Origin of the sequence: Microcoleus sp. S36b_A4 (assembly GCF_036700645.1) — a bacterium.
Lineage (GTDB): Bacteria > Cyanobacteriota > Cyanobacteriia > Cyanobacteriales > Microcoleaceae > Microcoleus.
The window spans coordinates 1-25,113 of sequence record NZ_JAUBPI010000094.1; the positions used below are offsets into that span (position 1 = coordinate 1).

23 protein-coding genes and 1 pseudogene are annotated in these 25,113 nt (G+C 44.6%); 9 read left to right on the forward strand and 15 right to left on the reverse strand.

Translation table 11 applies throughout. The annotated features are described in order from the left end of the window. Positions 1-207 precede the first annotated feature (207 nt). The 9 genes and pseudogenes from QUA03_RS23375 to QUA03_RS23420 form a co-directional block, all read right to left on the reverse strand. Positions 208-723 carry a transcriptional repressor gene (locus QUA03_RS23375; RefSeq protein ID WP_333081255.1) on the reverse strand — a complete coding sequence of 172 codons (516 nt, stop codon included), beginning with the start codon at positions 721-723 and terminating at the stop codon, positions 208-210. A 469-nt stretch (positions 724-1,192) separates the two neighbouring features. Then, positions 1,193-1,686: pseudogene (locus QUA03_RS29065) on the reverse strand (hypothetical protein). Positions 1,687-2,369: 683 nt separating this feature from the next. Next, positions 2,370-3,107 carry a response regulator transcription factor gene (locus QUA03_RS23390; protein WP_333215444.1) on the reverse strand — a complete coding sequence of 246 codons (738 nt, stop codon included), beginning with the start codon at positions 3,105-3,107 and terminating at the stop codon, positions 2,370-2,372. Between the two features lie 595 nt (positions 3,108-3,702). Then, on the reverse strand, positions 3,703-4,665 hold the full coding sequence (locus QUA03_RS23395) for an FTR1 family protein (RefSeq protein WP_333215406.1): 963 nt from the start codon (positions 4,663-4,665) through the stop codon (positions 3,703-3,705). Positions 4,666-4,761: 96 nt separating this feature from the next. After that, entirely contained in the window at positions 4,762-5,196 is a 435-nt protein-coding gene (locus QUA03_RS23400) for a ferritin-like domain-containing protein (protein ID WP_333075906.1), read from the reverse strand. A gap of 118 nt (positions 5,197-5,314) precedes the next feature. Further along, positions 5,315-6,046, reverse strand: coding sequence for a hypothetical protein (locus tag QUA03_RS23405; RefSeq protein ID WP_333215408.1), 732 nt, complete (start codon positions 6,044-6,046; stop codon positions 5,315-5,317). 15 nt (positions 6,047-6,061) lie between these two features. Continuing rightward, positions 6,062-6,535, reverse strand: a complete 474-nt coding sequence (locus tag QUA03_RS23410; protein ID WP_333215409.1) for a hypothetical protein — start codon at positions 6,533-6,535, stop codon at positions 6,062-6,064. Positions 6,536-6,664: 129 nt separating this feature from the next. Next, positions 6,665-7,297 (reverse strand): hypothetical protein, encoded by a 633-nt coding sequence (locus QUA03_RS23415; RefSeq protein ID WP_333215411.1) that lies wholly within the window; start codon positions 7,295-7,297, stop codon positions 6,665-6,667. Between the two features lie 415 nt (positions 7,298-7,712). Beyond that, positions 7,713-7,931: a hypothetical protein gene (locus QUA03_RS23420; RefSeq protein WP_333215413.1), complete on the reverse strand. Its 219-nt coding sequence runs from the start codon at positions 7,929-7,931 to the stop codon at positions 7,713-7,715. Here QUA03_RS23420 and QUA03_RS23425 point away from each other — a divergent pair. The 5 genes from QUA03_RS23425 to QUA03_RS23445 all read left to right on the forward strand — a co-directional run bounded on the left by QUA03_RS23425 (position 7,931) and on the right by QUA03_RS23445 (position 12,180). Beyond that, positions 7,931-8,860, forward strand: coding sequence for an energy-coupling factor ABC transporter permease (locus tag QUA03_RS23425; protein ID WP_333215415.1), 930 nt, complete (start codon positions 7,931-7,933; stop codon positions 8,858-8,860). The two genes, QUA03_RS23420 and QUA03_RS23425, sit on opposite strands and share 1 nt — an antisense overlap. After that, complete coding sequence (locus QUA03_RS23430) at positions 8,853-9,509, forward strand: energy-coupling factor transporter transmembrane component T (protein WP_333215417.1); 657 nt, start codon at positions 8,853-8,855, stop codon at positions 9,507-9,509. Before QUA03_RS23425 ends, QUA03_RS23430 begins: the two co-directional genes overlap by 8 nt. A gap of 135 nt (positions 9,510-9,644) precedes the next feature. Beyond that, on the forward strand, positions 9,645-10,379 hold the full coding sequence (locus tag QUA03_RS23435) for an ABC transporter ATP-binding protein (RefSeq protein ID WP_333215419.1): 735 nt from the start codon (positions 9,645-9,647) through the stop codon (positions 10,377-10,379). A gap of 159 nt (positions 10,380-10,538) precedes the next feature. Further along, positions 10,539-11,546, forward strand: coding sequence for a 2-hydroxyacid dehydrogenase (locus QUA03_RS23440; RefSeq protein WP_333215421.1), 1,008 nt, complete (start codon positions 10,539-10,541; stop codon positions 11,544-11,546). A gap of 196 nt (positions 11,547-11,742) precedes the next feature. Then, on the forward strand, positions 11,743-12,180 hold the full coding sequence (locus QUA03_RS23445; RefSeq protein WP_333215423.1) for a CAAD domain-containing protein: 438 nt from the start codon (positions 11,743-11,745) through the stop codon (positions 12,178-12,180). 147 nt (positions 12,181-12,327) lie between these two features. Here the strand turns inward: QUA03_RS23445 and aroA are convergent, their stop codons facing one another. Then, entirely contained in the window at positions 12,328-13,683 is a 1,356-nt protein-coding gene (gene aroA, locus QUA03_RS23450) for a 3-phosphoshikimate 1-carboxyvinyltransferase (protein ID WP_333215425.1), read from the reverse strand. A 445-nt stretch (positions 13,684-14,128) separates the two neighbouring features. Between aroA and QUA03_RS23455 the strand changes: the two genes are divergently transcribed. Beyond that, entirely contained in the window at positions 14,129-14,632 is a 504-nt protein-coding gene (locus tag QUA03_RS23455; protein ID WP_333081266.1) for a hypothetical protein, read from the forward strand. A 118-nt stretch (positions 14,633-14,750) separates the two neighbouring features. On the opposite strand, the gene QUA03_RS23460 is transcribed toward QUA03_RS23455, so the two are convergent. Then, positions 14,751-15,230, reverse strand: a complete 480-nt coding sequence (locus QUA03_RS23460) for a hypothetical protein (protein WP_333215427.1) — start codon at positions 15,228-15,230, stop codon at positions 14,751-14,753. A 266-nt stretch (positions 15,231-15,496) separates the two neighbouring features. Here QUA03_RS23460 and QUA03_RS23465 point away from each other — a divergent pair, with 266 nt between their 5' ends. The 3 genes from QUA03_RS23465 (at position 15,497) to QUA03_RS23475 (ending at position 17,808) form a co-directional block, all read left to right on the forward strand. Beyond that, complete coding sequence (locus QUA03_RS23465) at positions 15,497-16,174, forward strand: hypothetical protein (protein ID WP_333215429.1); 678 nt, start codon at positions 15,497-15,499, stop codon at positions 16,172-16,174. 410 nt (positions 16,175-16,584) lie between these two features. Then, a complete protein-coding gene (locus QUA03_RS23470) occupies positions 16,585-16,884 on the forward strand; it encodes a putative quinol monooxygenase (RefSeq protein WP_333215431.1) in 300 nt (99 codons plus the stop codon). Between the two features lie 120 nt (positions 16,885-17,004). Then, on the forward strand, positions 17,005-17,808 hold the full coding sequence (locus QUA03_RS23475; RefSeq protein ID WP_333215433.1) for an MOSC domain-containing protein: 804 nt from the start codon (positions 17,005-17,007) through the stop codon (positions 17,806-17,808). A 116-nt stretch (positions 17,809-17,924) separates the two neighbouring features. Here QUA03_RS23475 and QUA03_RS23480 read toward each other — a convergent pair whose 3' ends face one another. From QUA03_RS23480 to QUA03_RS23495, 4 genes are all read right to left on the reverse strand, one after another. After that, entirely contained in the window at positions 17,925-18,791 is an 867-nt protein-coding gene (locus QUA03_RS23480; RefSeq protein WP_333215435.1) for a calcium-binding protein, read from the reverse strand. 75 nt (positions 18,792-18,866) lie between these two features. Continuing rightward, positions 18,867-20,540 carry a methyltransferase domain-containing protein gene (locus QUA03_RS23485; RefSeq protein WP_333215437.1) on the reverse strand — a complete coding sequence of 558 codons (1,674 nt, stop codon included), beginning with the start codon at positions 20,538-20,540 and terminating at the stop codon, positions 18,867-18,869. A 352-nt stretch (positions 20,541-20,892) separates the two neighbouring features. Beyond that, the gene (locus QUA03_RS23490) at positions 20,893-21,768 is read right to left on the reverse strand and encodes a DMT family transporter (protein ID WP_333215440.1); all 876 of its coding nucleotides are present in this window, start codon (positions 21,766-21,768) and stop codon (positions 20,893-20,895) included. 267 nt (positions 21,769-22,035) lie between these two features. Then, on the reverse strand, positions 22,036-24,870 hold the full coding sequence (locus QUA03_RS23495; RefSeq protein WP_333215442.1) for a hypothetical protein: 2,835 nt from the start codon (positions 24,868-24,870) through the stop codon (positions 22,036-22,038). Positions 24,871-25,113: the final 243 nt, after the last annotated feature.

The window sequence follows — 25,113 nt, forward strand, 5'->3', positions numbered from 1 at the left end:
AAGTTTCCCACGATCCCAGACCCATGCAAATACTACCCTTGACAATTTCCCTTTTTCCTTAACTTGTCACCAATGGCAGTCAGCAGTCAGTTGTCAGTTATCATTGGTTATGTGTAGGTGCTAATAACTAACAGCTCATAACGAATAAAAGAGCACAAATTACCAATTATCACCAATTCCATATTACCTAAGTGTATTTCATCCAAATTAACTAATTTCCTCATCCATTTCAGAATGATATCTGGGACACAACCAATTACTGGGTACCAAAGAAGGCCATCCCTCCCGCAGCGCTTCCAAACAAACAGCACGCACAGTTAACTGACAGTCAAGCAGTTCTACCCCAGCTTTTTCAACTTGCTTTTTGCCAATTTTTAAAATTGATTCATCGCTAAATTCAAAGGTTTTGTGACACTGAATGCAAACCAGATGATGGTGGTGGTGCAATTCGGGAAAATTCAGTTCGTAATGTTTGTGTCCTTCTGCTAATTCTAGTTCACGCAAAATTCCTATCCTTGCTAACAAATGCAGCGTTCGGTAGACAGTAGACAAGCCTATTCGTTCTCCTTGATTCTGCAAAGTCCTGTATAATTCTTCCGCACTTAAATGATTACCCTGCGGTAGATTTTGAAAGACACTCAAAATAGTTTCTCGCTGGGGAGTCAGGCGGCAGCCTCTTTGGTTGAGTTCGACTTTGAGTGAGTTAGCACTGTATAAATTCATGTCGGAAAAAATAAAAAAGTTGAACGAGGATGGTCATGGATTATCTGTTATTTATTCGTGCTATTTTTTAGATGCTCCTAAAGTATATTTTCCGTGATAATCCATATAACTCTAGACTCTCCCTTTAGTCCAGGGTAATCTGCTAGCCACCTATCCCCTTTGCTAAAAGTGGAACTGAAAAAGTTGTTTTCGGTATTTCTGCGTAATTTTTGTGAAGTTTATAGCAATGTTGCGGATAAGCATTGATAAAACAAGTCTTAGGTTCAAAGTCAGTGCAACCGCTCGCATCTTCAGCACAAGCAACGCACGGGCGCACTGTAAATGTGAGGCGGTAGTCGTTAGTAAAAAAATTTCAATCACAAGGAATTGGATACAAGCGCTTGATTTGATGCACTCCTTCTGAAAATGTTACGGACAGACTCCACAAAAATAATCAAAGTGGCAATACATAAATATTAGAAAAAGACAGTCATAAACCACCGAGATACATAGCTTTAGCCCCCAACAAGAAGGTAGTGACACCCAGCAAAACTAGGTGGATGCCCAAGATGGTGGTCACTTTGTGTGCGTCTTCCCATGTGTAGCCAAAGAAAGAAGTTCTTGCTTCGAGGGTGGCTGGCCCTTTGAGGGGGTGAAAGATGCCGCCGAAGCCGAGAAAGGCTGAGCTGATTAGGTGAATCGCCCTAATGGCGAAGTACGGATCAGTCTCGACAATTTTGCCTCCCGCACCCCCGCCCAAGCCGAGTCTGGCTAGGTTTGGCAACGGGATTAAGCCTTGTTCGTACATGGGCAATTCTGAGTTAAAGCGGGAAAGCTCTAATAGGGATAGGCTCCCGCCCAGAAGACGATGAGGCCGGCGTGGGCGACGTGGATACCGAGCAAACGGCTGGAAAGGTTGATTAAGTGGGCGTTGCCGACCCACCAGGGAAATGATTTTCCTTCGGCTGGGAAGGATTTTGCCATGCTGGTCACGGCGATTTACCTCTTGAGAAAGATGCCAGGGGAGTTTTAAGCGATCGCAGATTATTGATATAGATAATCAACAATTTTAGTAGTTTAGTCAAGGGGTATTTGAGAAAAATTTTCACTGATTTGAGTTCAGGTATGTAAATCAGTAGGAAAAAACATCGTTATATCACGATTATGACTGTTTTTGGCGCTTGAGCGGAGTTTGGCTTCTTCTTAGCCAAAATAGCAGCTAAAGGAATACCTCTAAATTTATTGATAAATAATATTATTAAAGAGTATTATGGCTAGAGTATTGTTTAAGTAGGTATCCAATCCTCTCGGAAAAGACAAGGTGGAAAAAGAAATCCGGTACTTTCCTATGGACAAGCTTCTCTAAAAGTACGGTTAGAGGCAGGGCGGTTTCGTTCTCACGAAAATCGCGATTTTGTAGGGGTAGTGTCCCCGTGCCTAGCCCCCCACAGGCGATTTCACAGTTTCAGACATGGGGCTAGCCCCTACAAGAGAATGAAACCGCGCGGTCAGAGGGGGGTGTGGGATTGTTTTTTTCCGAATGAAGAGAGTTAATGCCTACTTGTTGACATATTCATATCAAACTCCAAACAACTAAGCCTGAGAGCAAATGCTCTCAGGCTTTTCTAGCGGAACTTTTAACTGCTTGTTGCATCTGGCGTGCTAGCTCAAGCAGAGGATTTTGTTTGTTCAGCTACTTGCTCGTTGTTGGGTAACTCCAGGCAATAACCAGCCCCGTATACGGTTTTGATGTACCGAGGATGGCGGGGATCGGGTTCCATCTTGGTTCTCAGGTGTCTGATGTGTACACGAATAGTTTCGATATCGTCGTCGGGGTCGTAACCCCACACTTCTTTGAGAATTTCGCTGGGAGAGACTGTCTGGCCGTGGCGCTGAAGCAAGCAGTGCAGCAACTCAAACTCTAGGTGGGTCAGTTTGACTGTCTGAGCGTACCAAACAGCTTCAAACCTTTCGGGGACAAGGGTCAGCGGGCCGTAATTCAGGATTTCGGAGTGTTTGGCCGCTTGGGGGATGCGGTCTGTGCGTCTTAGTAGAGCTCGCACTCGGGCTAGCATCTCTTCTAGTTCAAAGGGTTTGGTCAGGTAGTCGTCGGCGCCGGAGTTGAAGCCTTCTACTTTGTCTTGAGTTTGACTTAAGGCTGTCAACATCAAGACGGGAATGTCGGAGGTGCGCTCGTCACGCCGCAAACGCTGACATACGGTGAATCCGTCTACTCTAGGCAGCATGAGGTCTAGCATGATCAGGTCGGGGAGCATTTGTATGGCTAGTGCCTGACCTTTGATGCCGTCTTCTGCCTGGGTGACTTCGTAGCCAGCCATTTCTAGGTTGACTGCTACGAGTTCGGCGATCGCCGCGTCATCATCAATAACAAGTATCCGAGGCATCATTATTTATCTCACAGCTAACCGAATGGCAGATCCTACAGCCTTCTGGGGGTTCCAGGTAACTTTAACGAACAATTTTTTAATTTTAAGCTTCATTAAGGATTATAAGGTTGATTAAGAACTTTCGGGACTCTGTAAATATTCTTGTACTAATTATAAGCCCTAAGAGCGCTTATCAGAAAACTGTTTACCAAAAATCTTGCTGGGGACAGATTTTTGGTCGGAAAGAACAGCCTTAACTTTTGCAGGGTGCGCCTGGGGCTTCACAGGATCGCCCTAACGGTAGTCTGCGTTTTACATAACCCTGTTAACCGTTAACTGTAATTTTTTTAAGTTAGTTAATTTTGCTGATAAAATTTTTGTGTTTTTGGATTGGTAGGGCCTATTTTTTGGGGTATTGACGGTATTATCAAATAATATTATTATGACTATTTATAAAATAAATAAACAATGTTGGCACCCTTTAATTGTATCATATAAAAGTCAAATAATAAATCCCGCAAACTGAAAGTTTTTGGTCAATTTTTTGCGTGTGGGGCTAATTTTTTTTATCGCCCTGGAATCAGCAAAACAACCGATAAAAACAGTTGCGTACCTACTGAGGGCGAGTTTCCGATCGAGCTGGCTGAGTATTTTGGTTGGGAAGAGTTGCCTGAGAGCCTAATTTTTGGAAATAAAGACCGCCGATGGTGGCTAAGAATATGGTGTAAGCCGCCGCTTGGACGAGATAAAGTCGCTCTCTGTATCCAAACAGTGCTTTGAGAATCACTCCTGGAAATTGTCGATCGGGCAAAATTTCCGCTGCATTCCACACCAGAGGCCCTAAAATACAAGAGTGGAGTGGTGCGAGGCGATCGTAATAAAAACAAATTGCTGAATATTTGCTATTCATCTGCGACAAAATCCCAGCGGCTTGGTCAAAATGTTTGAGTGCAGATACTGCCAAACCTGCTACGATTAACAGCAACAAAATCCCCATAAACTTGAAAAACAGGCGGATATCAATTTTGACACCCCATTTGAACAGTAGCGCGCCAATGATTGCGGCCCCAGTCAAACCGCCCAAAGCACCCAAAGCAGGAGTTAAACCTTGTTGAAATTGAGCGCTGACAAATATAACTGTTTCAAAACCTTCGCGCAGTACCGCAATAAAAATTAAGCCAAATACGCCCCAGCCGGCATTGCTATTTTCTGTTAAAGCTGCTGTAACTGCTCCTTCAACTTCTGCTTTGAGAAAGCGAGCTTGCTGAGTCATCCAAATTAGCATCCAGCTTAGCATTGCGATCGCCACAATGCCCAACACGCCCTCTAATAGCTGTTTAATGACTGGTGCGTAAGGCTGCTCTGAGGTTGATAGTGCTGCGAGCAATCCATTGAAGAGAATACCCACAATACCGCTAGCACCAATGCCGGCTGCGACACCTGCATAAACCCAAGAATTGAGGTGACTTTGCTCGGCTTTTTTGAGGCAAGCTAGTACAATTCCGACAACTAAGGCGGCTTCTACGCCTTCGCGCAGGGTAATTACAAAAGTGGGTATGGCTTCACTAAAATTCATTTTTTATAATCATGGGGCATGGGCATGGGGTATTGGTCATTGGTGAGTGGAAATAACCAATAACCAATAACCCATAACAACTAACTAATGATTAAATCAACTATAATCCCGCAGCATTTTTTTCAATTCTACTTGGTGCAATTCTTCTTGCCCAATCAAATTGCGGGCATATTCTTCCAAATAAACGCTGGAGTCTGTCACAACTTCAAGTAAAGATTTATACTTTTTGAGCGCTTTTTTCTCGTGATTTAAACTTTCTTCTAACAAGTCTTTCACCGAGTGTTTGTAGGTTTCTTCGATGGGAGCAATTTTCTGACTAGGATGCCCCTCTAAACCGGTGAGAATTTCTCCTGCTTGTTGGGCGTGGATTAGAGATTCCGTGGCTTGTGCTTTAAAAAACTGCACGATGGGAATCCGGTTTGGCCCTGTCACCATTAGTGAATAGTGGGTATAGCGCACGACACCTGCCAGTTCCCATTCCATGATGGTGCATAGCAGTTCCTGGGTTTTTTTCTCGTCAAGTTCTTTCATTTGTTGTTTTAGAAGTAGAATGCCTTAGAGGGCGCTGTTTATAATATCACATTTAAGTTAAAAATGAAAAGTAAGGTGTGGATGGCGAACCTTACCGGATATAGATGTTGTATGTGAGTTAGGGGTTAACTTCTAAGGTGCCAGTAGGAGCAAACACTACAGTAAATTTAGCGACTGGCGCTGCATTGTTGCTGCTAGTTTCGGGAGATTTGAGCAGATGTGGCAAAGGAGTTTCTTGGGTGTAATCCTTGGCTGGTTGATTGAGCGGCTCGAAATTGCTGATCGCCCCATCTTGACTTGTAGTGACTCGATAGACTAGATTTTGATTGAACGTAGGGCTAGTTTGCCAACTTTGATCGATGCGATCGTAGACTTTCAGAGCTAACTCATCTAGTTTTACGCTATCCGTAATTTCTGCTGTCTGATTTGTTCCATCCACCGCCTGAACTTGCTGCTGGCCTGCTGATACAGGTACAGCTTGGACAGTCTTATCTGTAGGGCTACTCGAAATAGCCGTTTCAGTAGACGTATTAGTGAAAGGTACAACCTGTGGAGACTTCTCAGGCAGCTTTTTTTGGCTGTCAACAACTAAACTGGAATTATTTGTAGTCGCAAGCGCACTGCTACTCGCAATCGCTGGTTGGACCAGCCCCTTAGCAACAGCATTATCGGGTTTTTTCCCCTCGATTGTGAAAGACTTGACGTGGGAACCGAGAAACTTTTCTTTTTGGCTGACGCGCCACATTGAGATAGGAAAAGTCACAAAGAAAAGAGTCAAAACTCCCATACTAATCCAAACTATTTTGTGCATCTCCCTGGCTGGGATCGGCTTATTTTTTGTTTCCATCATTAAACCTCGAATTATTTAAGTTAAGGGCAAATAGGGGAAGAGAGGATGCCAGGACATAGCTGTCGCAGCAACTAACAAAGCAAACATCCAGAAAAATATGGTGCGACTTTTAATCTGCTGATTTTTCCACAGCAGATGCAGAATTGGCCAACTGACAAGCCAACCGACAAGCAACATAGTTTCTTTGCCCGTGTAGCTGCCGATGTTTCCCCACAATTCATCATTAGTCTTGCTTCCCGGAATCCAACTACCGAGGTTCCAAAGCATTTCGTTTATCTCTTTGGATGTGTCCCCTAAATGGTGACTCACCATCATTGTGAAACAACCAATTGCAGCGCTAACTATTGCTGCTGCTGCCGGGCCCGAAACGCTAGGCGCAGTTGCCGAACCCTCAGCTAAACCTTTGGGAAAGTGTTTTAATTTGCTCCAAAGTTTTCCGTAAAAAGGTTCATCACCCGCATGACTTTGGCGGGATAATTGTCTGGTCATTTCACAAATCTCCTATGATAGTTGATAGTGGGTAGGGTCAGTGCCACCTTGTCCGCCCTGAGAGTCAATCGATTGAGAGTTTAGAGTTGAGAGTCGATCGATTGATAGTTGATAATTGGCCAATGCTGACTACAAAGCATGAATTTTTGCAACGCCAATTCCACTTACCATGCCACCCATTGAAAAAAACATTAGCGCCATCAAAGCTACACAGGTTGCGGTTAAAACCGGGCGATTCTGCTTTTCTAAAATTGCATCGCCGTAAGTCCACAGAATCCAGGTGCAAGCTATTGCTAATGGCAGGGTAAACAGGACGCTAAACTCGTGATATTCCATCAAAACATACTGCCCTAAAGGCGAGTTTTCTTTCAGCCAAGCCCGAGCTCCGCCAAAGTCCATGCCTGCCCGATAACGCATATAAGCCCAATTGCCGGTAGCTATGGCTAAAAAGCTCAAAATAGATGACCAAAAGGCTAATGTACGCATTTGCGGCAAGATTTTACCGGCACCCCGCAGCAAGGGGAAAGCTAAATGTCCCGTGTAAACCATCACTACCATTGCAAACATTGCGCCTAAGCCGTGAATGGTTCCCATCAATCGTTGCCAATGGCTGGGATGCAGTAGGTTGACTAAAGGTAAAAACAGAAACATACCAGCCGATAAAAAACTCAGCCCGTAGATAGAAACTTGAGCGATATCTAACTGTTTGGGAAATTCCGATGGAACTAAATCGGTAGTTGAGTCTGGGGTTGAGTGTTGCACCGCTGGCGGGCCTCCTGTAGGTTGGTCGGAAAATTAGTTGAGAATAATTGCATTAGATCTTTGATTTTCTTGAGAATGCAGCCCGTGCGGGAAAAGCCGATCGCCCATTGGCGCGAGTGACAACTGCCAACCTACTGCTAACTATATTAAGTCGCAATAATTCGCACTTTTTAGTTTCTATAACACGCAATACTTTTGCTGTGACTAGCTATCTGCTAATTTCACTGGCTGCGGTCTTCAAAAACTTAATGCTATTTATTCTCAAGAGTTGAGAATAAAACCAATGAGAGATTTTCACGGAATTCTTTATATTTTTTTAATATTCTTGTTTGAGCTTGACGGTGAATACAATTGTGGAGGTGAATCTGTAAACAAATATTGATAATTCTTATCAAAAAGTTTCAATTTGGGGGTGCTAGGTAAAATATCCCAATAATTCTTCAGGATTATTTAATGTAAAATTTCTCATCCTCAAAATTTTGCTTTTGAGGCGGTAATCTATATCAAATAAGCGATCGCCCGCCACCAATCCCCCGATCGCTCGATCGCAGAAATACCCCCACAGGGGATGGTAAATTTTTGTAAAAAATAGTTGACTAAAGGGCTGGAAGTTCTCTTGTTTGGGATACATCAATGCACATACCTGATGGTTTTCTTTCACCGCCAGTAGCCGTTGCCACCGGCATAGCAAGCGCAGCAGCAATTGCAGTTGCCCTAAATCGAACCCGCGCCAGTCTTGGACTCCGACAAGCCCCAATCATGGGCTTAACCACAGCTTTCGTGTTTGCAGCCCAGATGATCAACTTTCCCGTAGCCGGCGGCACCAGCGGCCACTTGTTGGGAGGGGCCCTCGCATCCGTCGTTTTGGGGAACCCTTGGGCGGCAACTTTGGCAATGAGCACCGTTTTTATAATTCAGAGCGTCTTGTTTGCCGACGGGGGCATCACCGCCCTGGGAGCCAATATTTTTAACATGGGGCTAGTTGGCATTTGGGTTGGCTGGTGGCTGTTGCAGCCATTGCAGCAACTTTTGGGAGGTTCCAGAAATCGTTTGCCGCTAGCAGCAGGGATTGCAGCCGCCCTTAGCGTCGTGGCTGCTTCGATTTCTGTGGCGATCCAATTGGCAATTTCTGGAACAGTAGGGCTCAATATCGCATTGCCCGCAATGGTAGGCGTACATATTTTAATTGGGATTGGCGAAGGGGTAATTACAGGTGGCGTTTTAACTTATCTCGTCAAAGTGCGGCCGGATTTACTGCCGGGACAACAGCCACAATTGCAGAAATGGGTAGTGCCAGTAATCGGAGTTTTATTAATTTCCGGGGTGCTTTCACTGTTTGCTTCAAGTTGGCCTGACGGGTTAGAAGCGGTAGCCGAAAAATACGGCTTTAAAGATAAAGAAGCTGTGGCAATCGAAAATCCCACTCCTTTAGCAGATTACACAGTTAAAGGATTAGAAGAACAGCCGATTGGTACTAGCATTGCTGGACTTTTAGGGTCTGCCTTCAGCTTCGGCGCGGCTTTTGGAATTGCTCAGTTGGTGGTAAAACCTAAAGATGTCTAAACTCTCCATACCTTTTCGATTGCGAGTGTCTCTCACAATTGTGATTGGCATGGGTTTTCTGAAGACAGGCGCTTGGCTGTGGCTGGGAATTTATGGAGCGATCACACTTTTTTGGTCGTTTTGGCTGAGGGCTCCGGTGCGAACCCTCGCGCAACTTTTGGGAGCAGAATTGCTTTTTCTCTCCTTATTAGTGCTGCCCCAAGGTTGGGAACGCGCCAGTTTTTTGTTGCTGCGTTCCCTAATTTGCTTGCTAATTATGAACAGCTTCCTGTTAACTTTGCCACCCCACAGTTTCGGAATCGCCCTCAAAGGATTACCCCTACCAGCAGGTTTGCAAGAGATTGTACTGTTAACGGGACAATACTTGGAAATCCTGCTGACCGAAGTCAACCGCATGAAAATATCTGCCCAACTCCGGGGCTTATCGGGTACCGGAGGATGGCTGCGCTACGCCAGCGCTTCCATGATCGGAGCGCTTTATTTGCGAAGTCTCGATCGGGCAGAAAGAGTACACGCAGCCATGCTAATTCGCGGCTATCAAGGAGCTTTACCTGCTGACTCAAAATCAACACCAAAAGAGCGACTCTGGCTGACAGTAGCAATTTTAATGGCAGCCGGATTAACAATAGCTTCTTATGGTAAGTGGTAATTTAGAACGGGCAATTGGTAATTTGTAATTGATTCATTCATGCCTCTACCTTTTGCCTTCTCCCTTCCCCTCTCTGCGCCCTCTGTGTTCTCTGCGGTTAAATACTCTTAATCCTAAAATAGAGGAAAATAAAAATTGACTATACTCAAATCCGTGCCAACAATCGAAGTAGAAAACTTAGTATTCGGATATCACGATCAAAAGCCAATATTGCGGGGGATTTCTTTTACTTTGCAACCGGGAGAAAGAGTTGCTATACTCGGTCTGACAGGTGCTGGTAAAAGCACTTTGCTCGAAAACTTGATCGGATTAAAAATGCCTCAATCGGGCGAGATTAGAGTGCAGGGAAAAAAGTTGGAAGAGGCGACTTTATCGCAGGCGCGGAGGCAGATTGGATTTTGCTTTCAAGATGCTAATGACCAGCTATTTATGCCGACTATTTTAGAGGATGTCATGTTCGGGCCCCGCAATTATGGAGTGCCGCCGGGAGTTGCGCGCGATCGAGCTTTATCACTATTAGACGAATTTGGTTTAGTAGAATTCGCCAACCGTTCTGCCCATGAACTTTCGGGAGGTCAAAGAAGGTTAGCAGCCTTGGCAGCAATTTTAGCATTAGAGCCGGCAATTTTAATCTTAGACGAGCCGACCAACGGACTAGATCCCTCGTGGCGGCGTCACTTGGCGTCAGTTTTGTCTCAATTGCCGATCGAGGTAATTTTGATCGCGTCCCACAATTTGAATTGGATCGGGAAAACGACTCAAAGGGCGTTAGTTTTGGCGGATGGCGAGATTAAAATTGACAGAAAAACCCAAGACTTGCTGGCAGATAAATCAACTCTAGAATATTACAATTTGCCGCCAGATTGGTAATTAACCATTGTTTATTAGTCATTACATAAAGTAGTCATAACTAACCACAAGCGATATTTCTCATGGAAAGTGGGTTGTTTGGGGCCACGGCGTTCTAGTAAACTTTAGAGTTGATCGGGAAAGAATTTCCAACTATTACTGGGTTTGCAGGCAAAAATCATGAAGGTAGCCGTATTCAGCACCAAATCTTACGATCGCACATTTCTGGAAGCAGCGAATGTCGGCGACAAACACGATTTAGTTTTTTTTGAACCGCGTCTGAACCTGGAAACCAGCGTTTTGGCTGCTGGATTTCCGGCAGTCTGCGCGTTCGTGAACGACTCCTTGGACGCGAAAACGCTGCTTAGCATTGCCGAAAAAGGCGTTCGCTTGCTGGCCCTGAGATCCGCCGGATTCAATCACGTCGATTTAGCAGCAGCGAAGGATTTAAATCTAACTCTCCTCCGCGTTCCGGCTTATTCTCCCTACGCAGTGGCCGAACACGCAGTCGCTCTGATTTTGTCCCTCAACCGCAGAATCCATCGGGCCTACAACCGCGTCCGCGAAGGCAATTTCGCCCTAGACGGCTTGTTGGGTTTTGATCTCCACGGCAAAACGGTGGGAATCGTCGGAACAGGCAGAATTGGTGCAATTACTGCCCAAATTCTGCACGGATTCGGGTGTCACCTGCTGGGATACGATGTTTACCAAAACCCGGATTGCCTCGCCCTAGGCATGGAATACGTCGCACTCCCGGAACTCTTCGCCGCTTCTGATATTGTCAGCCTCCACTGTCCGCTGATACCGGAAACTTACCATTTAATCGGTGCAGAGGCGATCAAACAAATGAAACCAGGGATGATGCTGATCAATACCAGCCGCGGTCAGTTGATTGACACTAAAGCTGTTACCAAAGGACTGAAATCTGGTATAATTGGATACCTCGGTTTAGATGTTTACGAACAAGAGACGGATCTGTTTTTTGAGGATTTGTCAAATCACGTCATTCAAGACGACGTATTTCAGCGTTTGCTGACTTTCCCCAACGTCCTGATTACCGGACACCAAGCTTTTTTCACCGAGGAAGCTTTGAAAAATATCGCCGAAACCACGATCGGCAATATCACCGACTTTGAACAAGGACGCCCTTGCCCGAATCAAATTGACCTCGCTCAAGTGAAAAAATGAGTCAAAAGACCGATTTGGCAGGGAAGGCAATTGTTTAAAATCAAGTCATATCGTTATTTTTGCTTGCAATTTGTGAAACTCTGCCTTAGTCTCATCAATTAGTCCCTGCAGCGCGGATGCTGTGCTAATTGCCGGACAATTATACTGGCAGCAATTCACAGCCTGCAATTTTACCTGACAACGGAGGAAGTATTCAATGACACAAGCTAACTTTTCGGACGAGACACAAACAATCACTGAAGTCGTGACAGTAGATCTGGTTGAGGACAAACCGGGGGTCATGACTACAGTGACAACCACAGAAACAACGGCAGGTCAGTTCCAAGATATTAAAGACCAAGTTATTACAATTTTGTCGGAACTTCCAGTCTATCTCTCTAATTTTTTTGCTGACTACCAAAAGCCCCTCATAACTGTTGGTTTAATTCTGGCAGGCGGTATTAGTATTAAGGTAATGCTGGGAGTTTTAGGTGCTCTTAATGATGTCCCTTTGGTAGCTCCAATTTTTGAGTTGATTGGCATGGGATATACGGGTTGGTTTGTTTACCGGTATCTGCTCAAGGCTTCTAATCGCCAAGAGTTGTTAACGGAAATTGATTCTTTAAAAGAACAAGTTGTAGGGAAAGATTCTTAAAGGGATGTTGAAGGAAGAGGGAAGAGGGAAGTTCGGCAACGGATTCTGTAACGGATGTCAGGAAGAAGGAAGAAAGAGGATTCTTCCCACTCTCCCCTCTCCTTATCTCCCACTCCTCCCACTCCTCCCTCTCCCACTCTCCCGCTCTCAATTTGGATGGCAAACTTGTTGCAAAGTGGCGGTAAAGTCGGGGTAGGAAATGGCAGCAGCTTCTGCCCGGTGAATGTTAGTAATACCTGTGGCGTTGAGGGCTGCGATCGCCAAACTCATCGCTATTCTGTGGTCGGTGTAGCTGTCAACATCCGCACCAGTCAAAGGAGTTCCCCCGGTAATTTCTAAACCGTCAGGTAACTCGGAAATTTGGGCTCCCATGCGGTTGAGTTCGGCAGCGGTCACGGCCAGCCGATCGCTCTCTTTGACTCGCAACTCGGCCGCATCTCGAATTATTGTAGTACCCGACGCAAAGATCGCCGCTACTGCCAAAATCGGGATTTCGTCAATCAGTCGGGGAATTAAGTCGCCCGCAATGGTGCATCCCCGCAATTGGCCGGAACTGCGAACCAAAATATCCGCTACAGGTTCTCCGGCGGCCTCTCGCTGATTTTGCAGTTCAATATCGGCCCCCATCATTTCCAAAGCTTCCAAAATGCCTGTACGAGTTGGGTTGACGCCGACATTTTCGACTACGAGTTCCGAACCCGGGACGATCGCCCCTGCAACTAGCCAAAATGCCGCCGAACTAATATCTCCCGGTACAATCACATTCTGCCCTTGCAGTTGTGTCGGCCCAGTAACTGTCACGCTACAAGTTTCTGGATCGACGCTCAATTGGGCTCCAAACGCTCGCAGCATCCGTTCGCTGTGATCCCGCGACAGAGCGGGTTCTGTGACTGTAGTTTCTCCCTCCGCCATCAAACCGGCGAGCAAAATGCAAGATTTAACTTGAGCCGAGGCGATCGGAGAATGGTAGTGAATTGGTTTTAACTGCTGTCCGAGTATCGCTAAGGGAGCTAAAGAATTACTTTTTCGACCCCAAATTTGCGATCCCATAAGTTGCAGCGGTTTAATGACGCGCGACATCGGGCGCGATCGCAGAGAACTGTCACCCGTTACCGCAAAAAAACGCCCCGGATGAGACGCTAAAATTCCCAACATTAGCCGCATCGTTGTGCCGGAATTGCCAGCGTCCAAGACTTCTACAGGCTCCTCTAACTCGCCAATTCCGACGCCCGTGACTGTCACCCGTTCCGCGTTGAGTTCAGAAACTTTGGCTCCCAGGAGCGAGAAACATTTAGCCGTGCTGCGGGGGTCTTCCCCTAGGAGTAGTCCCTCAATAGTAGTTTCACCTTGGGCGATCGCACCCAACATCAAAGCTCGGTGAGAAATTGACTTATCGCCCGGAACTCGAATCCTCCCCACCAGCGACAAGCCCGAGGTCGGTTTTTGAATGCTTAAAGTTTGGCTTTTGTCAAGAAGCGTAGTAGTTATAATGTCAGCTTGCATTGAGATAAACTAGGATTGGATGGCGTTAGCTATCCTACCTTTTTCTCAGTCCTAAGTCAGTCGTCTTTTGTACGGCCTGCGGGTTTTTTCCCAATGTGTCCGGTTAACTTAAAGCCTGATTAAACTCGCCCAGAGACTCTGCTGTCAGTTATCGAGGACACAGGAGTGCGGAGGCAACGGCACGGATTTCACTTTAATTTCACATTAATTTCACAAATATTATCCGTGTATATGCTTAGATTTCATCTCCTGCTGTGAGTTATCGACCAGATGATTGAATTGTGACTAAACAATTTTCGATTTTCGATTGCCAGTTGTAGATTTTTCATTTTTTTAAGCAAAAGCTCCGGAATTTGGAACCCAGCTAATCTAAAATCTAAAATCTAAAGCTTAAAATCTCAAATCTCAAACCCCCCGATCCACAACAACTCCTACACTTTTGTTTATGCTGACGCATCACCGCAAGCCTGTAAGTTTATCGCTGGTATCCACAGATTTACCATTGTGGTCAGTTGTTGAAACCGCTGGTACGCTTTATCAAAAAGACCGCGATCGCTTTCACTTGTTGTTGCACGAACCAGCCATCCTCGATCGCCAATTTTCTGACGACTCCGACGCATCTGCCGAGCAAGTTACAATCTTACCCCCAACTACAAAACCCCGGTTGCTCTGGCTAGAAGTTTCCCCTTATCGAGTCATTATGACCATGCAAGGAAACGGCAAATACAGTTACCGCCACTGCTGGGAACGAGGAATGTACGGCCTGAGCCGTTATTGGCTTCAGGGCGAATCGCTGGCCACTCCCGAACAGTTGCGACTCCGCAACTTCACTCGCAACTTGACGCTGACAGGAAAGCCGGAACCGGATCACTTGCGGTTAGAATACGAGTTGTGGTCGGAGAAAGTACAACTCGGTCGCTATATTTTGAATCTAGAAATTCATCACTAAATTGGGTAATTGCAAAGGGGTAGATAGTAGGTGAAGGCGACGCATTCCTCAAATTCATTCACCCGCTGTGCGTTGTTGGAGTTTGCGTGGCCATCTCGCAAATCAAAACTCTTAGCCTTTAGCGATCGCCCTTACAATAATTAATCAGTTTGCTAGTCAAAGCGTCTTGATTTGCGGCTGCTTGATTCGCCTGTTGGCCGGCTCTAATAATATCTGCTTGAGCGGTTTGGATTTGCTCTCGACCTTCTATACTTGTAGAAGCGAGATTTCCAGCCTGAAGACTTTTGCTTATGTCGCCGAGTGCTTGACTAATTTCCTGGAATGATTTAACCGATGGCTGCTGAATTTCTTTGAGGGTTGAATCTGTTATTCGCAGATCCTCAAGTTCATTCGCTATCAGGTTCAAATTTTTAGCTAAATTGTCGGTCGTTGCAGCATCGTTGCTGTCTTTATCAACCTCAAGGAGAGCGTTGCCTTTGTTGACAATTTCAGTAAATTTAGTACACTGGACAGCTCGGCTATCGCTGCAACTAATCGTCAGCGTACAGCAAGCAACAACTATCAACAGGATGGCAATCTGTTTGCGAAAAAAGTACATGAACCCTCGGTTGCAAAAAAAGTAGATTCTGGGATTTTGTCGTAGAGTGCGTCACTCGATTTTCGATTTTCGATTTACTTGCGACATTGAATCAAAGGAGCTGGAACTTTGGTCTAAAATTAGGGATTGTCCACAAGGCGAGTGTACGCGGCACAGTATCCGTTTTTGGGTGTGTCAGCGGGCCGATCGATATATCGACTGTCGAAAAACTTTCGCGACATTCAGACACGCTCTACTAAGCTAAACTACGTACCTGTTTAGGAACTATGGTCAAAAACAGCAATAACCTAAAGAAGGGAAGCATTTGGGGATATCTTACCCTGCTTTTGCCTATTTCCTTGACGGCGGTTGCCAGTTTCGAGTCGGGAAGGATGTTTTGGGCGATCGCCACCACTGCGGGCATTGCTTGGGCTTACAAACTCTACCACCAGCAGCAAAAACATAAACTCGCTCATTTAGACTCGGTTTTCTATAAGTTGATCAAGGAAAATCAAGGGCGAGTTACGGCTTTGGATTTGGCGATGAATGCGAAACTCCCCGGCGAAAAGGTTCAAGAGTATCTCGACGAACGAGCTTCTGAGTTTGCCGCAGATTTTGAAGTGACGGAACAAGGCGGAATTTTGTATTATTTTCAAATAGCTCCACCTGTCAATCAAAGCGAAACAGCTAATGCGGGAATAGCTGTTCAAGAGCCTCCCACAAATCGGGAAAAAGCACAAGATAAAAAACCAAATTTATTCCCCATAGCTTCAACCAAGACTCCTCAAAAGCCCAAAATCTCTTTTACCCAGACGGAACTCTCCCGCAGGTTCAAAGTTCACGCAACTACGATCGGCAAGTGGAAACTTAAGCCGGAGTTTGCTCAGTGGAGTCGCGAAAAAGACCCGGAGGATCTCGCCTGGGAATATTCTACAGAAAACAAGCGATTTTATCCCAAAGATTGAGTGCCTCCGGTATTTGCCAAAATATCTCAAGAAACCCGGTTTATACGATGCTCTGCAGTTGGTAACGAATAATTTGGCAACAAACCGGGTTTCTGAGACTTGAGCGCGTGTTGGACTGATTTTACTGCGGTTGACTGAAAGCATCCAGGATACACGCCCCCGGATTCATTCCTTCGCAGACTCAGGACCGAGAAATAAAAAAACTGTATCCGATGAAACTTGCCCCCCGAATTTATCCGTGGGGTCAATGCTTCAAATCTAAAATCTAAAATCTAAAATCTAAAATCTAAAATCTAAAATCGATTGACCGATCGACCTGTGTAGGTTATTTTAAGTAAAATCTTCTATATTTGAGTTTGCCAAATAAAAATCGGTAAATTCGATCGTCCTATCTGTGACTTTTTTCTCCTATGTCCAAAACAACCTTGCGAGTAGTCGCCCGCCTCGTCGCCTTTCCCGACAAAGTAGCAGAACTTAAATCTCTGCTGCTGAGCGTTATAGAACCAACTCGCAAAGAAAAAGGCTGCATCAAATACGAGCTCCTGCAAAATCAAGCCGACCCCACAGATTTTACGTTTGTTGAAGAGTGGGAAAGTGCAGATTTGCTCGAACTACATCTCGGTTCAACTCACATTCAAGACGCCGTACAGAAATTAGACGGTTTGGCCGTTGGGCCTCCAGATATCCGCCGCTATGAATTGCTAGCTTAATCGGGTTTTTATAGCAATTTGATTAAGGTTTTTGAATTAGCTTCGACCCCCCTAGCCCTCCTTAGTAAGGGGGGGGGGACAAGAGTGAAAGTTAAAATTTTACTAACTTGGGAAATTTTTATGACATTAGCAACAATAAAACAGTTATTTATTTATCCCATTAAAGGGCTGACACCGCAAGAAATGTCGGAGTTTGCTTTAACAGCAGGACACGGAATTAAGGGCGATCGAGCTTTTGCCTTAATGTTTGCAGATAATCTGGAAGCTGCAAAGATGCCCGCCCAAAATGTCCCTTGGATGAGCAAAAAAAATTTTGCTGTCCAAAACGATTGGCCTTTGTTAGCAGCTTTAGAATGTGATTATCAACCGGAAACGGCCGTTTTAACAGTCAAGCGTGAAGGAGTGGAAGTGTTATCGGCAGAAACAAACACAGCAGCGGGGCGCGATCGCATCGGCAGTTTTTTCACAGAATATCTAGCCGCAATTGAACCCACAAAAGAAGCGAGACACCCGCAGTTTGCACCTTTGCACTTAGTCGGCGACACCAGCGGCGAAACTCGTTATCCCGATCGAGAACCCGTACACATTTCTTTACTCAGTCAAGCCACATTAGACCAATTAACAGAAATTGCTGTTCAAAACATTGACGTGGGCCGATTTCGCCCGAACATTGTGCTAGAAGGTATGGCAGCTTGGTCAGAATTTGAGTTGATCGGAAAACAGTTTCAATTAGGAACGGCGCGCATAGAAGTTACAGCACGAATCGGTCGCTGTGTCAATATAGAAGTGAATCCAGAAACAGGCGATCGGGATATTTCCTTACTCAGTTTACTGCAACAGGAATTCGGTCACGCGCAAACTGGAGTTTTAGCCAAAATTATTAACAGCGGCACAGTTAAAATTGGCGATGTTTTGCATCCCTAGAATAATCAGTTGATGCGTTGTTATATATCCGAAGCCTTTAGAGGCGTGCCCTAGTCCACAATCCGAACCAACAGGAGACAATATTAACACAAAACCCGCCCCAAGCTAGCGACTCCTTATGCTTCCGGCACCCTCACCTTATTACCAATTAAATTCAGAAAACTCGTTCCAAAATGTTGAATCTCCAAAAAGTTAGCATAGGAAGGAGTTGACTTGTAAACTCTAAAAGTCCGCATAATTCCTAAAGTCGCGGCACTTTCTAGCGGGCCGATAAAGCTAGTATCTCTATCCAAAAAATGAGACTGCTTAGCCCAATGTGCCATTTGTTCCGCATTCAAAAAATAGCAGCCGGAATGAGGATTCAAAGCCCGCTCAAAAGCGACTGTTTGTTCCATGATTTTTCCCATTAACTGCCGCTGCTCCTCTACATTTTGAAACGGAGAAGTCGCTGAGTCTGCTAAATCACCATCAACATATGCTTTAAAAACCGCGCCTTTAGGCGCTATTTCATAGCGATTAGGTTGCAGCAAATTCCCATTTCCTCCGTGATGCGTAAACCACTTTAATTTACTAAAAAACCACGGATCATGCAGAACTAAATCATCTTCCAAATAACAGAAATAATCGTATTTGTTAAGGCACGCTCGCAAAACTGCTTGACACTCAAACCCCAACAGCAGCGGTTCGCATTTAGTAGCGTGGTGCATAAAACATCTGGGCTGCACTGGCAGTTGAGGCAACAGATGATAACCTTGAGTAGTGCAAACAACAATGTCAATTTCGTGCTGTTGAGATTGATTTGCTGGGATAGTTGCACATTCGCTAATGTCAATCATGGACTGAGATTTGCCGTACAAGGCTTGCAGCGATGTCACGCAAGCGGTTAAAGCATTTAGTCGGGGCTGCGGATCATTTCGCTGGGAAGCGTGTTTCCCGTCGCCGCTGGGATTGTAAAAGTGAGCAATAGTGAATAGAATTCGCATTGGTGTGGAGTAACAATTAGAAATTAAACAATAAAACAGAACGATCGCACAATAACCCTATAAATCTTACCGCACTTAGTCACCAAATAACTCCGGCAGGCGATCGCGCAACTCAGCATTTAAACGTGGCAACTCGTCCCGCATCTGTAAGTACCAATCTCGCCGCTGCCGGTAGTGCCCGCACAGCAAGCGGTTGTCCCGCACCCATTCGTAAGCATTCGCGGCTATTTTCCGGCGCATAGAAGTGTCTGAAATCAGCGAATTTAGTTTGGTTTCAAACTCTTTTTCATATCTATAAATCAATCCGGTTTCACCTTCGACAATCGAATGTTCGTAAACAGTGGGACTCGCCAGCACCGCTACTCCCCGCGCTGCACATTCAATAAACTTTAAGTCGGATTTCGTTTCGTTAACCGGGTTGGAAACGAGCGGCAGCAAAGCTATATCGCAACTGTACATTATTTCTTGATACCGTTCGTAACTGCAAAATGGTTCAAATTCTTTTTGCTGTATTTTCAAGGATTCAAAAAATCTGCGGTCGTGGATTACTTTAACTTTAATCCGGTGCTTGTGTGCGACTAAAACTCGATTTAGCGCTGCCATAATTGGCTGCCAATCTTTTTCGCGGTTGAGTGCACCAAAAAAAATTGTGACTGTATCTTCTGCCGGATAAATTCGTGGCGGGGGTAAATAGGCTAATTGATTGGAAAATACAGCAACATTGTGATTGTAATACCGCAAAATTTTTGCTAGCGGTTCCGTAGAAGTTTGCACGCAGTGACAGCCGCGATAGCTAAGGTAGTTATTGTCGGCGTATTCGCGGCGACGGATGGGATTGTCGTCAATTTCAGCTACTATTAAATAGCCTTGTTGCAACAGTTCTTTGAGTTGAGGAATATAGCCGGGATATTGCATAATTGTCCGCTGCCAAATGAAGACTTTTTCTTCTTCCGGCAGGGGGGGAATTAATCCTGCTGTTTTCACGCCGGATACGGTGCGGACACCGGGAATTGTAGCGCTAAATTTGTCCGGTTCCAAAACTCGCACACGATCGCACCCTGTAGGAGCCATAATGATAGTCTGAATCAGCAGTCTGCGCGCAGGTGCGGTAGATTTGGTCGATCGCACGATATAATGTTCAGCACCGGTTTCCGTAGCAAAACTGCTCGATGTTAGCTCTAAAGCCTTTACCATTGGATGCAGTAATTCCTGAAAGTGGACAAAATTTTCGGTTTTGTGTCCCTTTCCCTGGAATTCGTAAACCTGCAATCCGGCTTGAGCAAATAGTGATTTAATACTTTCTAGGGTAAACCAGTGCTGCATCTTGTTGTCGGGATTCTCCCACTGTCCCCGCAACAGATTGACAATCCGCCGCCAGTATTGAACATTAGGGATTCTAGCGAGAATTTGCCCCTCTGGATTCAGCAAAACACTGTACTGCTTGAGGACTTCCCAGGGATTTTTGAGGTAGGGTAGCAAGTCACCAAAAACCAAACAATCCACGGTTCCTGGGGCGATGTCGAGACTTTCGAGGGCAATTTCTTCAATATCGGCTACCGTCACCCAGTTTAGCCGATCGACTGCTATTTTAGCTTTTTCTCGATCGCATTCAATGCCAATATACTGACAATGGGGATTGATCAGCTTGTACTGTTCGCCCGTCGATCCCGTACCGCAGCCAATTTCAACAATGACTTTAGCATCCGGCGGTAGCAGCTTCAAGAAGTCGTGGTTGGCGCGATCGATCACTTTGTCTAAAATTCCTGATTAGTTGATCGTAAAATAAAACAGAGCAACCCATGCCGACAGACAACCAGCCGAAGGTTAGCATTGCGATGCCAGTATACAATGGCGATCGGCACATTTGTCAAGCCTTAAATTCTCACTTGCGAACTTTTTTTCTTTTCTATTCTCTTGGTCTGCGTTAAGAGCGTTTCCTTTAAATCTTATTCACCAATCCTACAAGGATTGCTATATTTGAGCATACTAAGTATGGAAGACCCGTTTTTGGATACTTAAACTAATATTTAAGGACAGTAAGTACGAAACCGCCTATTTTTTTATTTTTTAGCAAGCCCCAACACTTCTGTCTCCCATCTCATCACTTCAAACCTAATAATAAGGCGATTCCGCCGATCACACCAACTACCCCCAAAACAGCCCGAATGCTGACTTTTTCGCTCGCCAGCACGGCTAAAGGCAGTATAAATAGGGGACTGGTAGAACTGAGTGTTTGAGCGATTGCTGCGGGTGCATATTTCAGCGAAGTCTGTTGCAGGAAAATTCCGAGATAGGTTCCTAAAAAAGCTGCCATAATTATGGCAGCTAATATTTTGGATGATTTTAATTGTTTAAAACTGTCAAGGTTTGTTGGCTTCAAAAAGCACAGCATGGCTGCCATACCACCGCTCAAACGCAAGGCCGCCGTCCACAGGGGATCAATATCTATTTGAGTGAAGGCGGCGCGGGATAAAATTGCTCCAACGGCGTGGGATGTTTGTCCTAATAAACTAATACCTAATCCCTGCCAAAGATGTTTTGATGATAAGGTTGTTTCGGCTGTTCGTTCGGCAATTACCCAAGCTACGCCGCAGATTGTTAAAAGAATGCCAGTACAAGAAATGGGCGATAATTTTTCTTGCAAAAATATTAAGCCCAATAAAGCTGTTAAAGGGGGAGATAGGGTTTCTAAAAGCAGCGTTCGCCTCGCGCCTAAATATTTTAATACGATAAAGAAAGCGGTGTCTCCGATGCCAATTCCTAGGCCGCCGCTAATCAGCAGCATTGCTAAAATATTAGGGTTGATTGCGGGTAAAGATTTTCCTAAAATTAGTACAGTGGCAAGGAGCATGAAAAGGGCGATCGCACCTTTGAGCAAATTTAGCACGACTGCGGGGATTTGCTGTCCCACTCGCTGCCAGATGGTGGAAGATAGAGCCCAGACAAATGCAGCGCCTAAAGCGGCGATTTCACCCATAAAATCTGTTGACTGTTGACTGTTAATGGTTGACTGTTGTCATTAGTTACCAATTCGCAATTCCCGATGCCCGATTCCCCATGCCATATAAATTAGGGTTCCCGGTGGCCTACCTGGAACCCTAGATTTATTAAGCTTTTTTAGCAGTGGGCGGTGAACATCAATCAATACCATCATGTCCGAATAGAGGAACGAAGCAATTCGCTTGCAGTTTGGGATTGCTTCGTTCCATTCTTCGGACACCCAAGATATATGTTTACCTACTGATTAACCTTGTGGTAATCCCGGAGATTGCGTAGGTTGAAATTGTGACCGCATATCTGTTCTTACCCAAGAACTAAAACGATCGGGACGAACGCATTCAGCATTATCTAATTCGTCTTTGAGTTTATTGGCGAAAGATTCAAACATATCCACTAAAGCCTGACGATCTGTTAAGCAACCTTGGAGAGCAATAAGTTGTTCCAGCGTCCAGTTATACAGTTGAGTGTCCCCTTGTTCAATGCGTAAATAGAACTGATTCTCAAACTGTGCCAGATTAGAGTAGAAGTTCTCAACTTCTGACTTGATCAAGTTCATATCTAGGTAGAATTGTTGCTGTTTCAATTCTGCAAAAATCGTATTTTTGATGTTCTGCGTGAAGTTTTGGTTCAGCTCATTTTTGACGATCGTAGAGACATCATTACGGAAGTTGAGAATCTTGTTATCCAAGCTAGTATTAATGCGATTGTCAAGATCGTTGACAATATTAGTAGTCACTAACTGCACGTTATTATTGCTAGATTGATTAACCACCGTATTGATGCGTTGATCCATGTTAGCTTCAATCTGCTGAATGACCAGATTTTTAATGTTTTGGCTTTGGTCAGCAATTTTGAGATTAACTACCGCATTAATCCGCTGATCTATGTCGTGTTGAATTTGCTGAACAATTTGAGTGTTAATATCTTGAGATAGATTAGACACTTTGAGGTTCACGACATTATCGATGCGTTGATCGATGTAAGTTTGCATTTGCTGAATCACCAGATTCTTCACATTCTGGGTTTGATCGGAAATCTTGATGCTCACCACATTCTCAACACGCTGATCGATAGTATGTTGGAGTTGCTGAATTACCTGATTAGTGATCTCTTGAGATTGATTGGCGATTTGGACATTAACGGAGTTACTAATGCGCTCATCAATATCAGCCGACATTTGATTAATTACCTGGGTATTAATCTCTGTAGACTGATTAGCAATTTTGATGTTAACTACATTCTCAATCCGTTGCTCAAGTTCAGTTTGCATTTGCTGAACTACGAGATTCTTAACTTCTTGAGTCTGATTAGACACTTTGAGATTAACGACGGACTCAACACGCTCATTGAGTTCGGTTTGCATTTGTTGCAGCACTAAGTTTTTAATCTCTTGGGTTTGTTCAGAGATTCTTAAATTCACCTGCTCACTAACAATGCGGGGGATTCGGGAAATAAATAAGTCGTTGAGATTTTTGTTGAAGTACCCCGACCAATTGTGGAAATTCTGATTAAAACTAACTTCCATTTGTTGGGTAAGAGTCTTAAGCATAAACTCCAGCCGTGCTACCTTCATCCCTAAGTCTTTAGCTTGAGTTTGATAGCCTTTAAGCAGCGATTTTTCCAAATTGTCCCAATAAGCTTCTTTTTTCTCGTTCGGATCACCTGTTACGGTAATGGAACTATTGATTTGGGCTGCCATTTGCTGCCACATTTGTTCCATCTGATCTTGGTCAAAACTGAAGTTAAATCCACTGCTAATATCGATATTTTCAGTCCCCGAGCTAGTTGTACCACCCGTGGTAACTGCTGTACTACTAGAGCTAGTTGTACCACCAGTGGTAACGGGTATACCACCAGAGCTAGTTGTGCTACCACCAGTGGTAACTCGTGTACCACCAGAGCTAGTTGTGCTACCACCCGAAGTAACTTGTGTACCACCAGAGCTAGTTGTGCTACCACCACCCACTACACTAACAGTGCTTCCGCTGATGCCGCCGATACCAGGTTTTACTGATGACTGTGCATATCCTTCGGCTACTTCTAGATCACTGATGTTGTTGATTTCTAAAACAACTTGCCCTTCGTTATCTTCTATGTATGTATCAAAAAAGAAGCCGGAGATGGTGGTTTTTTCTTTGACTTCAAAAATAACTTCATCTTTGAAGCCATTTAAGGAACACCAACTTTCGCTAAGTTCAATTCCTGTCAACTTGGAGATAAATTTTCCCCCTTCAATCAACAGTAACGCCCAAGGTTCTAATTGGAAATTTTTTGCTTCTGCTCCATAAGTGGCATTGCTTTCCCGAATCTTGACGCGATAGTTCCCTGCGGCTAACTCGATGGAATTAGCATTGGCTTTTTTAAGAGTTGAGAGATAATTGCCATCAAGCGAATAGCAGTTTTCCTTGCTATCAACTGTTAAAGTTTGGGGAGTAGACTGTTGATTGCCAGTGATTGAAACCGTGACTTGTCCTTGATTATCACCACTATAGGTATCAAAAAATAAAGCACACACTACAGCTTTTTCTTTGATATCTAACTGCAATTTGTCGTTATAGCCGTTTAAAGTTGCCCAATTTCCACCTGTCTCAACACCTGTCTTTGTGTTGATAAAGGTACTGCCATCAAGTCCATAAATCCAGAGAAAAACAAAAGGCTCAGCGACGGTATTGTCGCCACTATAACTGTAGCTACCACTGGTAATTTGGATGTCAAAAGTTCCTTTGTCTAATGTCAGAGACTTAGCAACATTTTGTTGCAAGCTATTCATCTGAGCGGTATTGATAACGTAACAGTTTTCTTTGGTATCAATGGTTAACAGTTTCATAGTTTCGTCACCCGTTGTAGTAGTTGTTTGTGGAGCTTGTGTAGTTTCAGTGTGAACTTTTGAAGTGATGGTTTTGCTCACTTCTGGTGCCGGTTGATAAACCGCAATTCCTGCCCAACGACCGCTAGGCTTGGTTTGAGCCACTAATGTGCCTTTACCTGTCTGGGTATTAATGCGGATTAATTGACCGTCTTTTCCCAATTTAAAAAATCTGCCGGTAACGCCATAAAGGACATTGCCAACAAATTCCATACTGCCAATACCAGGAAATCCAGTATCACCAATAGTTTTAACTTCGCTAGTATCGAGATTGCATCTAGCAAGTAATTTCTTCTTTTGGTAGCCAATTAATGTGATATATGCTATGCCATTGCTATCAAAGGCAACTTCACCACAGTTGTAGTCTTTATTAGCTACGGTAGGTGCGATTCGTTTAGTCGAAAGGAGTAATAATACTCAGGGATGGCTAGTATGGCTTCCAAAGTCATAACAACT